The sequence below is a fragment of the Clostridium sp. FP1 genome, from assembly GCF_011065975.2.
GTDB classification, from domain to species: Bacteria; Bacillota; Clostridia; order Clostridiales; family Clostridiaceae; genus Clostridium_AD; species Clostridium_AD tagluense.
Window position 1 is genome coordinate 3,850,936 of record NZ_JAAMNJ020000001.1, and the last position, 13,441, is coordinate 3,864,376.

The 13,441-nt window shown below is 31.3% G+C and carries 11 protein-coding genes; 3 read left to right on the forward strand and 8 right to left on the reverse strand.

Annotation, left to right across the window (positions count from 1 at the left end; genetic code table 11):
• Positions 1–9: 9 nt before the first annotated feature.
• The 6 genes from pilM to G9F70_RS18730 all read right to left on the reverse strand — a co-directional run bounded on the left by pilM (position 10) and on the right by G9F70_RS18730 (position 6,534).
• Positions 10–1,113, reverse strand: a complete 1,104-nt coding sequence (gene pilM, locus G9F70_RS18705) for a pilus assembly protein PilM (protein WP_164947015.1) — start codon at positions 1,111–1,113, stop codon at positions 10–12.
• Between the two features lie 106 nt (positions 1,114–1,219).
• Positions 1,220–1,657 carry a prepilin-type N-terminal cleavage/methylation domain-containing protein gene (locus tag G9F70_RS27325; protein ID WP_318011001.1) on the reverse strand — a complete coding sequence of 146 codons (438 nt, stop codon included), beginning with the start codon at positions 1,655–1,657 and terminating at the stop codon, positions 1,220–1,222.
• Positions 1,658–1,806: 149 nt separating this feature from the next.
• Positions 1,807–3,015, reverse strand: coding sequence for a type II secretion system F family protein (locus G9F70_RS18715; protein ID WP_164947014.1), 1,209 nt, complete (start codon positions 3,013–3,015; stop codon positions 1,807–1,809).
• A 12-nt stretch (positions 3,016–3,027) separates the two neighbouring features.
• On the reverse strand, positions 3,028–4,716 hold the full coding sequence (locus tag G9F70_RS18720) for a GspE/PulE family protein (protein ID WP_164947013.1): 1,689 nt from the start codon (positions 4,714–4,716) through the stop codon (positions 3,028–3,030).
• A gap of 388 nt (positions 4,717–5,104) precedes the next feature.
• Positions 5,105–6,058 carry a TDT family transporter gene (locus G9F70_RS18725; RefSeq protein ID WP_164947012.1) on the reverse strand — a complete coding sequence of 318 codons (954 nt, stop codon included), beginning with the start codon at positions 6,056–6,058 and terminating at the stop codon, positions 5,105–5,107.
• An 11-nt stretch (positions 6,059–6,069) separates the two neighbouring features.
• Complete coding sequence (locus G9F70_RS18730; protein ID WP_164947011.1) at positions 6,070–6,534, reverse strand: C-GCAxxG-C-C family (seleno)protein; 465 nt, start codon at positions 6,532–6,534, stop codon at positions 6,070–6,072.
• Positions 6,535–6,736: 202 nt separating this feature from the next.
• Here G9F70_RS18730 and G9F70_RS18735 point away from each other — a divergent pair, with 202 nt between their 5' ends.
• A complete protein-coding gene (locus G9F70_RS18735; protein WP_164947010.1) occupies positions 6,737–7,300 on the forward strand; it encodes a TetR/AcrR family transcriptional regulator in 564 nt (187 codons plus the stop codon).
• Positions 7,301–7,415: 115 nt separating this feature from the next.
• Complete coding sequence (gene lon / locus G9F70_RS18740) at positions 7,416–9,803, forward strand: endopeptidase La (protein WP_164947009.1); 2,388 nt, start codon at positions 7,416–7,418, stop codon at positions 9,801–9,803.
• Positions 9,804–9,881: 78 nt separating this feature from the next.
• Here the strand turns inward: lon and G9F70_RS18745 are convergent, their stop codons facing one another.
• The gene (locus G9F70_RS18745; protein ID WP_164947008.1) at positions 9,882–11,072 is read right to left on the reverse strand and encodes a pyridoxal phosphate-dependent aminotransferase; all 1,191 of its coding nucleotides are present in this window, start codon (positions 11,070–11,072) and stop codon (positions 9,882–9,884) included.
• Between the two features lie 205 nt (positions 11,073–11,277).
• Here G9F70_RS18745 and nfsA point away from each other — a divergent pair, with 205 nt between their 5' ends.
• Entirely contained in the window at positions 11,278–12,015 is a 738-nt protein-coding gene (nfsA, locus tag G9F70_RS18750) for an oxygen-insensitive NADPH nitroreductase (protein WP_164947007.1), read from the forward strand.
• 110 nt (positions 12,016–12,125) lie between these two features.
• On the opposite strand, the gene G9F70_RS18755 is transcribed toward nfsA, so the two are convergent.
• Entirely contained in the window at positions 12,126–13,187 is a 1,062-nt protein-coding gene (locus G9F70_RS18755) for a 4Fe-4S dicluster domain-containing protein (RefSeq protein ID WP_164947006.1), read from the reverse strand.
• Positions 13,188–13,441 lie beyond the last annotated feature (254 nt).

Below are 13,441 nucleotides of genomic sequence, written 5' to 3' on the forward strand. Positions count from 1 at the left end.
AAGTCTCACCTACCTCAATCTTATTATCGCTCCTATAGCGTTTAAATATTTGCTTAATTCCCCATCTACATTAGATGAATCTACTTTAAATGGATCTGCTTTAGATTTGTCTACTATTTTAGAACAGTTTACATTGCTTAAGCTCTGTATTTTAGTAACAGGTAAGTTCAATGCATCTTTTATAAATGTTTCTATACCTTTAATATTTGAACTTCCTCCATAGATATATATTTTGTCTACTTTATTTCCTTGTTCTTTAGTTTTATAATAATTAAGCATTCTTTCTATTTCTTGAATCCAATTTCTTACTTGTGCTTTTACAATATCGTTTATGGTTGAACTTTGCATATCACTGGAAGATTCTCTTTCTAAATTACAACCTTCAATCTTTTGCCGCTCTGCCTCTTCTTCTGATATAGATAGTTGCTTAGCAATATCTATATCTATATGAGAACCACCATAATTAATAATTCTAGTAAACTGCACATTTCCATCTGAAATAATATTTACATTTATAAAATCATATCCTAAATCTATAACTGCAACAGTATCTTCTAAACTGTAATTTTCATCGTTAACTTTTATATCGCAAGTAAATAACTTATTAATGCTGTTTGAACTAATATCTAATGCTACCGCATTACCCTTTAATTCCTTTACTAAATTATAATATCCCTCTGCCATGGTTTTAGGATACACAACTACTGTAATTTTTGCCTGTTTTATACCCTCGTCTTCAAACTCTTCTAATATTTTATATTGCATTATATAATCATCAAACATAATTGGTAAATATCTTTCCATCTGAAACTTAATTATAGCGTCCATATCTTCCTTTTTAGCTACTGGAATATCAATGTCTCTAGTTATAACTGAGGTGCTTTTTGACGTGATAATAATTCTTTTACATTTTATATTTTCAACTTGTAAAACATCTGAAATTTCACTTTTAAATTTAGTTATATCTAAAATATTTCCATCATTATAACACCCTAATGGAGTAATCATGGTAATTGCTTTTTCTATGATTACATTTTTTTTATTTTGAGTTCCTAGAACAATTTTTGTGTTTTTCGAACCTATATCTAGGGATAAGACTTTTGAGTTGAACATTGGTGGTCACCTCTTTTTTAGTTTATTTAGTTTAAATGTTTAATATAGACTTCCAGTTCTTGTTACGTACCCTGAGATGGTAACAAGAACTAGAAGTTTTTGATTTCTATTTAGGATAAACTAATTCTCCAACTGCACAAGTGGACTTATTATATACCTTAACATTTCCACTAGTATCTATTTTTACATAGAAGCTTGTGACCTTATCTTTTGTCTTAGGAACATTTTCTAACTCAGCTGCGATAGTGTGTCCTACTAGTGTAGCAGTATTTGCTGAAACAATTTCTATGGCCTCAGCAGGAATATAATGGTTTACATTTACTGCTGTTGCTGATAAAATTCTGTCATCTGCTAGAAGTACACTAGTTGTATTCGCTATTAACTTTCCATTTGCAAGTTCTGCTTTATCCTTTGCATTTCCTGTCAAACTTCCAAACTTAGGAATAGCAATCGCAGCTAATATCCCTATAATCGCAATAACAACAATAAGCTCAATCAACGTAAACCCCTTTTTCTTTTTTTTCTTCATTAGATCCATTTTCATTAATAAATCCCCCTTTAACTTATTAAAATCATATAATAATGACTTAACTGTAAAATAAATTAAATCATATACTAACAAAATTTCAGTATGAGTTTAATTCCCCCTTTTGAAATCCTTAACATGAAGCACTGAAGGTTATGCTTTAACAACTACTGAACTGTCTTAAACATATCAAACATCGGCATCATCATAGCAATAACAATAAATCCAATTAAAACTCCCATAATTATTATCATAAGTGGCTCTATCATTGTAGTCATTCTTTTCAGTGCTGCTTCTAATTCTTCATCATAAAAATTTGCAGTCTTGTCCAATATGTCATCTAATGACCCTGACTCCTCGCCTATTTTTATCATAGAGTGTAGCATTACAGGAAATATTGTTGTTTCTCCTAAGGCTTCACCTAAAGATACACCTTTAATCACTTTTTCTTTAACTTGTCCTAAGTTTTTTTCTGCTACTTTGTTTCCAACTACTCTTTGTACTACATCTAGGGCTTGTACCAAAGATACGCCACTGGCAAGTACTGTAGATAGTGTTCTGGTAAATCTAGAAACTATTACTTTTTCTGTAGTATCTTTAATTATTGGTAGTTTTAATTTCAATCCATCTAGTGATAATCTACCTGCTGGAGTTCTAGTATAAGTTTTTATGCCATAAATCCCTCCACCTATAACTACAAGTAAAATGTACCATTTAGTTCGTATAAATTTACTTAACCCCATAACTATCCTGGTGGGTGCTGGCAGTTCTACCCCTGAGCCTTCAAACATTCCTACAAATGTAGGCATTATAAATGTTAAGAGGAAAACTACTACTACCACGGATAACCCTGCAAGCACCATTGGATAAACCATAGCACTCTTAAGTTGATTGTTTATTTTATTTTCTTTTTCAAAATGGGATGCCATTCTGCTCATTATTATATCTAGATTACCACTGACTTCACCCGTGTTAATCATATTTACAAGTAAATCGGGAAACACATCGTTATGCTTTGCAAGTGCCTCTGAAAGAGATATACCCTTCTGCACATCATCATATGCTTCATTTAAGCATTTCTTCAATTTTTTATTTGCAGTTTGTTTTCTTAAAACATCTAATGCATTAGAAATATTAGCACCTGCGTTTATCATGGTGTGGAACTGTCTACAGAAAATATATAAGTCCTTTGTTTTGACTTTTGAAAAAGATTCAAGTAAATCTTGCTGCTCACGCTCTAATACTTCTTTGATTTCTATAGGATAGTAATTATTATCTTCTATCATGGCTAACACTTCATTTTTACTATTAGCTTTAAAAGTTCCTTCTATTTTCTCACCTTTATGATTCATAACTTTATACTTAAATGTAATCACGTGCTCACCCCCCTATTCCTTCAAAAATGCTATCTTAACCAATTCCTCTATAGTTGTCATCCCCTTTAGCACTAAATCCGTACAGGATGTTTTTAGGGTTTTCATCCCATTTTCTATGCTTATATCTTTTATTTCATCTATACTAGCGTTACGCATGATGTATTCTCTGTGTTTACGAGTTACTTCCATTATTTCGTATACACCTATTCTTCCTGCGTATCCGCTGCTATTGCAGTGTCCACAGCCTTTGCCTTTGTAAAGCAATAATTCTTCTGCTGAGTGAATACCTAAAACTTCTTTATCAAAATCAGTGGCTACGAAATTTTCACTGCACATTGGGCATATTTTTTTCACAAGTCTTTGTGATATAATTCCTGCTATAGCACTAGCTACTAGGTAGGGTTGTATATCCATATCTATAAGCCTTACAATTGCTGAAGGTGCATCGCTAGTGTGTATGGTACTAAGTACTATATGCCCTGTTATAGCAGCTCTTACAGCAATTTCTGCTGTCTCATTGTCCCTTATCTCACCTATCATAACAACATCAGGGTCTTGTCTTAAAATTGACCTTAAACCTGATGCAAAAGTTAGTCCTGCTTTTGCATTTACGTTTACTTGGTTTATCCCATCTACTACGTACTCTACCGGGTCTTCTACTGTTATAATATTTTTACTGTTATCATTAAGTTCACTTAATAATGTATATAGTGTAGTGGATTTTCCACTACCCGTAGGTCCTGTAACCAAAATTATTCCGTATGGGTTTTTAAGTATTCTTTCTGCTTTTTCTAAGTCATCTTCGTTCATACCTAATTTTTCTTTGCCTACTAAGAAGTTTTCTCTATCTAGTACCCGGATAACAATCTTTTCACCGTTAATTGTTGGCAAAGTAGATACCCGCAAATCTACCTTCTTATTATCTACAACTGTTAAAATTCTACCGTCCTGCGGAATTCTCTTTTCTGCAATGTTTAATTCTGCAAGTATTTTTATACGAGTTATAAAAGCGTTATATATATCTTTATTGTATTTAGATATCTCTTTTAAAGTTCCGTCTATTCTAAATCTTATTTTTATGTTATTTTCAAAAGGTTCTATATGAATATCACTAGCTTTTAGCTTTATTGCATCACTTATTATAGAATCAACAAGTCTAACCGCTGGAGCGCTTTTTATATCATCTAATTGCGCTTTATTTTCTTCCTTACCTTCATTTGTTCCTTGAGCTTTTGATAAATCCGCGGCAGCTTTCTTAGCATTTTGACTAGCATAATATATATCAATTGTATTTTTAATATCTTTTGTTGATGCAATATATATTTTAACGTCAAAACCTGAAGATATTTTAACATCGTCTATTGCAAATATATTTAGTGGATCAGACATGGCAATCTTTAGTTTATTGTCTTCCATACCAAAGGCAACTAAATTGTATTTTTTTGAAATACTTTCTGGAACACATTGAGCAACTTTTTGCTCAATGTGTTCCATATCTAGATATACTCTATTTATAGATAATTGTTGTTCTAGAACTTCTAAAATATCTTCTTCACTTAAAATACCATCTTCAATAAGAATTTCTCCTAGCCTTTTACCTGAGCCTTGCTGTTTCATTAACACTTTCTTAAGTTGTTCTGGAGCTATCTTTCTAGATTCTACTAATAAATCTCCCAATCTTTTTTTTGCTACAATCTTCATTAGTTATGCTCCTTTATAAAAAAACTATATACACTTTCCATTTGGTTCATTTAAAATATTTCTATATGCCAACTATATTTATAATATTTTACCTTTTTTGCTATAATTATTATTATTGTAATACGATTAACATATTATTACAACATTTTTTTAATATAATATATTCTAAAATAAACATTATTTGTATTTTATCCTTAGTTCTCAAATTTCATTTATTTTCTTTAATTTTACTCATTTTCCAATTAAACTGTCCCTTCGTAATACATGTTTTTTATGCTCTTTACTAAACTAATTTTTTAATATTAAAACATAGGTTCTGTCGTTAAATAAAATCGACTGTAATTAGATTTATAAATCAAATCTAATCACAGTCTTTTTCATTGCATGTTCATATACTTTTGTGTATTTGAGCGTTCTTGGGAATTTTACTCTCAAGAAAAAGAAATTTAAAGTATCTTGATAAAACGTAAATAACAATTAAAACAGCTAGTACCTCTTGGAATTTAACCAAATATTTTAACATATATATTGGTTGTTTAATTTTAACTAGATACCCATTAAGTTGTTTCATAGCAACTGCGCTTATCACCATTGGAAAAGTGAAAGCAGAATAACTTGGGTAAAATTTAATTTTCAGCAACTTTGGTAAATACGAACTCACCCCTAGAAACATTATAAAGGCTAACCCTCCTAAAAAGCCTACTAAAAAATTATTTTTCACTGGAAAACATGCTAAATATCCAGCTAAACATAAACTAGCTGGAGCCGTAAATATCGCAATAGTCGGTAGTGCTGGCTCTTGGATCTCCTTAATAAAGAATGTCCTGTAAATCACAATAGGTAGCAAGCATAAATATGATATAAGACCAAACCAAAAAATACCTTTTCCAAGGCTAATGAGATTATAGGTAGGTGCAGTCATACTTGCTACCACAATACCAACATAAACTACAAAATAGCTAGGGAAAACTTTTTTTATATCAAAGTTGAAAATAAATTTTATTGTAAAATAAATTATTAGGAAACAATGCATTAATAAGCCAAAAACCCAAACGCCAAATGATATTGAAGGAGCATAGGGCTTTATATAGGTTGCCAAAATCATTAAACCCATAGTAAAAGTAGGTATTACGCTTGCAACAACCGGGTTTTTAAAAGAGGCTACTACTGCTTTTGTATCAAAAACTATTTTAAATATAAGTAGCAATAATATTAATGCAGATAGAATCCCAAAGATGTTCCTATATATGTCACCATAAGATAATAATAGATTGCCAGTTGCAGCTATTGCTAACATAAGCCCTGCAATTGGTACTGGTATTTTTTTAATTAAACTTTCCATTTTTCACCACCTTACTCATCAATATTTACAAGTCCCAGTTCTCTAACTATAATTTGTGCAGCTTTTTGGGCTATTTCTCCAGTAAATGAAATGCATTGTGCTTTATGTTCTCCAGACGCCATGTCCATTCCATGAGTAAGGACTTTACAACATAAGACTTTGTGATTATTTTTAAAACTTTCTTGTAATTCATTAGCAAGTTTAAGAGTATTTTGAACTTTAGAGTCTCCACCAGTTGTTCTACCAAAGAAATAACCTAAGCACATTACTCCACCTGATACAGCACCACAAACGCACTTTGATTTTCCTATTCCAATAGGAAATCCTGAAGCCATTGCAATCATCTCATCTGGCATTGGAATTTCAAAATTGCTTTTTATTGAGCTAACAATAGCCTCCGAGCAAAAATAATCACCTTTTCTGAATGACTCTTCTGCATCTCTTCTGATCTTTTTAATACTAACTTCCTTTTTCATTTAATTGCCTCCTTCTTAATAAAGTAATCTATATAACACTATATATACAATATTACAGCAAGTCCAATAGATAATTGTAATGCATTAGCACTCATTTATATTGAAAACTGTTACAAACTTATACTTCTTATAAAAATAATAAAATTTCCCCATTGACAATAAACGAATGGTCGTTTATTATATAATTATTAGAGGTGATCCAATGAGAAGAAAAGATGACGGAAAAGAAAAGAGCATAAAAGAAGCAGTGATTAAGCTAATACTTCAGCAAGGTTTTCATGGTACTTCTATTTCAAAGATTGCTAAAGAAGCAGGGGTCTCCCCAGCTACCGTTTATGTTTATTATGAAAATAAAGAAGTAATGCTTCAAGATATATATATTGAGTACTCTGAAGAAATCTTTGATTATTTACTTAGCAGGCTTAGTGATGACATGGATGGACATCAACTTATTGAAATACTTACCAGGGGGTATTATACCTATATACAAGAACATGGAGAAATATTTCACTTTGTAGATCAATTTTCAAACTGCCCAGCCCTGTCTAGTCAATGCTCATCCCTAAAAGGCATAAATAATTTCAACGAACTGCTGGAAAATATGAAAGAGAAGAGAGTAATTAAAAATTTTAAAAATGATAATTTAATAGCTATAATTTTTTATCCAATAAAATCTATTGCTATTAAACAATGTATTGGAGAAGTTGAACAGGTGCAGCTCCTTGAGGAAATGATTACAATAATTCAAGATGCCCTGCTTATATAATTATAAAAGCGAGAAAATTTTGTAAAACTAGTAATTGCAGAATATCTCGCTATTAATTAATAAATAATTAAACGAACATTCACTTATAAATATTATTAAAGAAAGGATGATTATAATGATAAATATAGATGCGAAAAATAAAGATGGAATGGTAATACCTGTATCAGACATAGTTTTATTACCAGGAATGGCTTATACTTTGAAGTTAAATAAGATTAGTGAAGAGGAACTTGAAAATTTAGCTAAGAAGGAGCAATTTAGTATTGCATTACCTTTAAAACAAAACTTTAACCAAAGTCAGTTAACGCAAGAGGATTTTCATAAAGTTGGAGTTTCCTTTCATGTGAATGAAGTTGAAAAAACAGAAAGTGGATACCAATTAAAAATTAAAGTGTTAGATAGGGTAGAAGTTAAAGAACTTAGTATAGGAACTGGCTTTACTCGTGTAGAATTTGAACTTGCACCTGATGTTATTGATCTTACAGAAAAGAGTCAAGAAGAAATGCTTACTTATGTGAAAAAGGTTACTCGTGAAGTTAGTGAAAATTTCAAGGGCTCAGACCAATTCATGAAGATAGTAGATGAGCAAAAGGATTTAAATAAACTCATAGGTCATCTTACTCAATTTATGCCACTTTCCAATGAAGAAAAGTATGAGTTACTTGAAACTCAATCTTTAAAAGAGAGAAGCCTTAAATTTATGGATTATCTTTTAAAGCAGAAAGAATCTCTAAAATTGCAATTTGAGATGGCAGAAAAATTCACGCAAAAAGCCAACAAAAATTATAGAGAGTCAGTACTAAGAGAACAATTAAAAGCTATACAAAATGAATTAAATGAAGGAAAAAGTCAAGGTTCTAAAAAAGATAAAAATTATGCAAATAGGATTGAAGAGGCTCAAATGCCAGTTGAAATAAAAAATGCTGCCTTAGATGAACTTGAAAAGTTAGAAAGTCAAAGCGAAAATAGTTCTGAATATAATATTATACGTAACTATTTGGATCTATTAGTACAACTTCCTTGGAAAAAAACTGAGGCTAAGGCTATTAATCTAGGACAAGCAAGACGTATCTTAGATGAGCAGCATTACGGACTTGAAAAGGTTAAAGATAGAATAATTCAACATTTGGCAGTTATGAAGCTTAAAAACGATAAAAAGGGTTCCATTTTATTACTAGTTGGACCTCCTGGTACTGGTAAGACAAGTTTAGGAAAAAGTATTGCAGCGGCTCTTGATAGGAAATATATAAGACTTAGTTTAGGTGGCATACGTGATGAAGCTGAGATTCGTGGCCATAGAAGAACTTATATAGGTGCAATGCCTGGAAGAATTCTTCAAAGTATTAAAAAATCAGGAGAAATAAACCCAGTTATGGTTTTAGATGAAGTGGACAAACTAATGTCAGGTTACAACGGAGACCCAGCCAGTGCACTACTTGAGGTACTAGATCCAGAGCAAAACAATAGTTTTACTGACCATTATTTGGATTTACCTTATGATTTGTCTGAGGTATTCTTTGTAGCAACAGCTAACTCCCTAGATAATATCCCTAGGCCTCTACTGGATAGAATGGAGATAATCCCAATATCTAGTTACACTATGAATGAAAAATTTCATATAGGTAAAAATCATTTAATACCTTCAGTACTTGAAGAACATGGATTAAATAGTGATCAGTTAGTTATTGAAGATGAAGCACTAGAAAAAATAATTAGTGAGTACACTTTAGAAGCTGGAGTTCGCGGACTTAAAAAGCAAATAGCTACCTTAGCTAGAGTTACTTCAGAGAAAATCGTGTCAAATACGGTAGATTTACCATTTAAAGTTACAGTAGATGCACTAGATGACTTACTTGGAAGAAAAGTTTCAAGCCATGATAAGGCTCAAATGGATAATCCACCAGGAGTTGTCACAGGTCTAGCATTTACATCTGTAGGCGGAGAAATACTTTTCATCGAAGCTACTGACATGCTAGGGACTGGACAAGTTACCTTAACTGGGCAACTAGGAGATGTTATGAAAGAATCCGCAAAGATTTCCTTAAGTCTCCTTAAATCAAGATTACCAATTAACACTATAAACTTTAAGGAAAGAGATCTTCATATTCATGTTCCATCAGGATCTACTCCTAAAGATGGCCCCTCAGCTGGAATTACACTATTCACTGCACTTGCATCCCTTGTTACAGGCATAAAGGTGGATCCAAAACTTGCAATGACAGGAGAAATAACTTTAAGAGGCGCAGTACTTCCAATTGGAGGACTTAAAGAAAAATTAATAGGAGCTCAAAGAGCTGGAATAACAAAGATATTAATTCCAAAGGATAATTTAATTGACCTAAAGGATGTGCCCCAAGAAATTAAAAATCAATTAACTATTAAGACAGTAGAAACTGTAGAGGATGTACTTCGCGAGACTTTGGGAATATCATTACCTAGAGTAGAACATGTATTTAATCCTAAGACATCTACGGTGGGAACTTTTAACGTAAATCAAATGTAGTTAATATATATAACAATAAAAATTAAAGGAAGCCCTAAGTGGCTTCCTTTAAAATTTTAATCTAAATTGTTCAAAGTATTATTTAATTCCGTATAACTCAGCTAATTTATCAAAAGATGGTAGTGAATTTTGTATTTTTTCATAAGATATACAGTAAGCGAGCCTTGCATGTCCTGGGCATTCAAATGCTGACCCTGGTACTAATAATAAATTAAATTGTTTTGCCTCCTCACAGAATTTTTTATCATCTGCTATTGGTGTTTTAATAAATAAATAAAAGGCCCCTTGTGGTTTTACACATTTAAAACCTATTTTTGTAAGATGATTGTATAAAACATCTCTATTGGACTTATATATATTGACATCAACTTTAGTCTCCAGGCAATTTGCAATAACCCTCTGGAATAGTGATGGTGCATTTACAAAGCCTAAAATTCTATTGGCCACATTTAAGGATGCCATTATATCTTCAAAAGAATCCATTTTAGTATTAGCAACCACATATCCTATTCTCTCCCCTGGAAGTGATAATGATTTACTATATGAATATCCAATAAATGAATTTTTATAATATTTTAAAATATATGGAACAAAAGCATTATCATAAACTATTTCTCTATATGGCTCATCAGATATTAGATATATGCTTGTACCTAACTCTTCTTCTTTTTCACAAAGTAATTTTGCTAAGTCTTGTATAACTTTTTCTGAATATACTGTACCTGTGGGGTTATTTGGAGAGTTCATAATAATTGCCTTTGTTTTGTTATTTATTTTATCTTTTAATACTTTCATATCAGGTTCAAAGGTATTAATATCCGTAGAAACTACTACAAGTTTACCATCAAAATTATTTACATAGTTTCTGTATTCGCCAAAAAATGGTGCAAACACAATTACTTCATCCTCAGGATTAAGTAATGTTTTAAGCAAAATATTTAATCCTCCAGCTGCTCCACAGGTCATAACTATGTTACTGGAATTAATATCTATGTTATGTTCTTTATTTATAAATTGTGCTATTTTAGATCTAACATCTTCATATCCAGAATTATTCATATATCCATGTACAAGCTTAGAGGGAGTTTCATTTAATATTTTATTAATTTCATTTTTAATACTTTCAGGTGGTTCAACATTTGGATTACCCAAGCTATAGTCGAAAACGTTTTCTTCTCCATGAATCGCAGATAATCTTTTGCCTTCCTCAAACATAGCTCTTATTATAGAACTATTAGCAACTAATTTTTTCATCTTATTAGATATCATTTCAAGTCTCCTTTTATGTTTTTGGTAAACATGGTTAATTTAGTATCAAATTCTATAATTAAGTATATCATAAAAAGGTTGATTTGTTTGAAGATTCTAAAAAAAACATTAATTCTAAAGAATAATTTAACTTTGTTTTCATTATTTTGTGGTATATTATTGACATAAGTAAATGATCTAAATATAAATTAAGGTGGTAGAATATATGAATGAAACTATAAATTTATTAAAAGCTCACAAGTCCATAAGAAAATATAAAAATCAGCCTATAGAAAATGAAAAAATAAAAACCATTATAGAATGTGCACAAAGTGCTCCAACTTCTAGTTTTATTCAAGCCTATACAATCATAAGTGTTGTGGATAAGTCTAAACGAAAAAATATAGCGCATCTTTCAGGAGATCAAAGTTATGTAGAAGAGTGTCCATTATTTTTAGTTTTCTGTGCTGATTTGAATCGTACCAAAACATCCTGTGAAATTAACCATAAAACTATGGCAGAGGGATACACAGAAACTTTTATTTTAGCAACTGTGGATGCTACTCTTGCTGCTCAAAATGCTTTAATTGCTGCTGAATCACTAGGACTAGGTGGGGTTTATATAGGTGGTATAAGAAATAACCCCACAGAAATATGTAAAATTTTAAATATACCTTCTGGAGTATACCCCGTATTTGGAATGTGTCTTGGTTATCCAGATGATGCACCAGGTATAAAAGCAAGGTTACCACTAGACGTAATATTTAAAACGGATGAGTATAATATAGATGGTGATGCTAAAAAAGTAGAAGAATACGATGCACAGGTTAGTGCGTATTATAAAAAAAGAACTAATGGAAAAAGATCAGACACCTGGACAAGCCAAGTATCTAATCTAATGGACAAACCTCAACGACCACATATGAAAGATTTTTTAAATGAGCAAGGGTTTGAAATGAAATAAGTTAAAATAATTATTTTTTAAATAATTCTACAAAATTTATATTACTAGGTGGGCATTCTCTAACGGGAATGTCTATTCTACTAATTTAATCCTTAATTTTCAACTTAATCCTATTTCAACCATTCAGGTTCTTCTCTTATAATCGGTCTTATACCATATTTTTCATCAAAGTCTTTTAAAATATTTTCCCTAGTTTCTGAGGATGATTTAATATTAGAAATTAAATCCTTTGATATACCATATGTAAATGGACAATTAGCTATACATATCCCACAATCTGTGCCTAAACTCCTCCATCTTCTGTAACACTCCTCGGGATTTATCTTCCACCTTAATACGCCTTGCTCTTCTGCCATTTCAGTCTTAGATATCGATTTCCCTGGGCATGTCTTTGCACATCTTCCACAATCCAAGCAAAATTCTTTAACACCAAAATCTTCTGGTGCATCTGGTACAATAGGCATATCTGTGGTTACTACTCCCAGTCTAACACATGCTCCATCTTCTTTAGTTATAAGTAGACCATTTCTTCCAAACTCGCCGAGGCCTGCATCTCTTGCTACAAGTGGCGCTATAACTAAATAGTTCCCATCCATATGATTTCTAGCATCATACCCTAGTTCCCTAATGTAATATGAAAGTATCATTCCAATAGTGGCTGATTCCACATATCCTTTTGTAACCGCTATGGATTCTGGAAGCTTTGGCGCTCTCATAATCATTTCTTTATCCATAGCTACTGCAAAAACAATTCCATACTTATGTCTTTTATTAATTTCTTCACCATAATTTTCTTCATGTCTTCCCCTGTGAGAATAGTAATGATAATCTTTCATTTCTGTTATGCCAACTAATTTTGCATTATAAAACTTAGCTAATCCTTTGATTTTTTCTGTTATAGCAACTGGGTCAATGTCAGCTTTATTTTGTGCTATTTCGCCTTCACTAAATTTTCTTATATCGTATAAATATTTAAAGGAGGCGTCTACCATAGGCGAATTTATGCTATTAAACATCACAGAACCTTGCCCTCCCATGGATGGTAAACTTCTCAATGAATCATCCGCCTCCTTTAAATCTGGTTTTTTACTATAATAATCATTATAATTTTCGCTTCCTTCAATGTAATTCATTCTTGCAAACATTGTATCTCTTTCATCGAAACTTTTCATATATTTTTCTCCTTTGATGTTTTTTATAAGTATCTTAAACTCAAACATTAATCTATTTTTCCAGCTAAGTTATCGCTTCCAATAGGAAAAAGTTTGTCCTGGCTTTATAACTATACCATTTAATTTAATTTTATTATATTGATATAATTCAATAATTATCCTTCACAAATTATTCGAAAAATAAAAAACCCTGAGATATTCTCAGAGCTTCTTAACGATTCTTTATTTATAATACTTTCTCTATGCTAATATAC

Coding starts and splice junctions, on each gene's coding strand:
- nfsA (WP_164947007.1), top strand. CDS start 11,278: ATGAATGAAACTATAAATTTATTAAAAGCTCACAAGTCCATAAGAAAA.
- G9F70_RS18725 (WP_164947012.1), bottom strand. CDS start 6,058: ATGGAAAGTTTAATTAAAAAAATACCAGTACCAATTGCAGGGCTTATG.
- G9F70_RS18720 (WP_164947013.1), bottom strand. CDS start 4,716: ATGAAGATTGTAGCAAAAAAAAGATTGGGAGATTTATTAGTAGAATCT.
- G9F70_RS18755 (WP_164947006.1), bottom strand. CDS start 13,187: ATGAAAAGTTTCGATGAAAGAGATACAATGTTTGCAAGAATGAATTAC.
- G9F70_RS27325 (WP_318011001.1), bottom strand. CDS start 1,657: ATGAAAATGGATCTAATGAAGAAAAAAAAGAAAAAGGGGTTTACGTTG.
- G9F70_RS18735 (WP_164947010.1), top strand. CDS start 6,737: ATGAGAAGAAAAGATGACGGAAAAGAAAAGAGCATAAAAGAAGCAGTG.
- pilM (WP_164947015.1), bottom strand. CDS start 1,113: ATGTTCAACTCAAAAGTCTTATCCCTAGATATAGGTTCGAAAAACACA.
- G9F70_RS18730 (WP_164947011.1), bottom strand. CDS start 6,534: ATGAAAAAGGAAGTTAGTATTAAAAAGATCAGAAGAGATGCAGAAGAG.
- lon (WP_164947009.1), top strand. CDS start 7,416: ATGATAAATATAGATGCGAAAAATAAAGATGGAATGGTAATACCTGTA.
- G9F70_RS18745 (WP_164947008.1), bottom strand. CDS start 11,072: ATGATATCTAATAAGATGAAAAAATTAGTTGCTAATAGTTCTATAATA.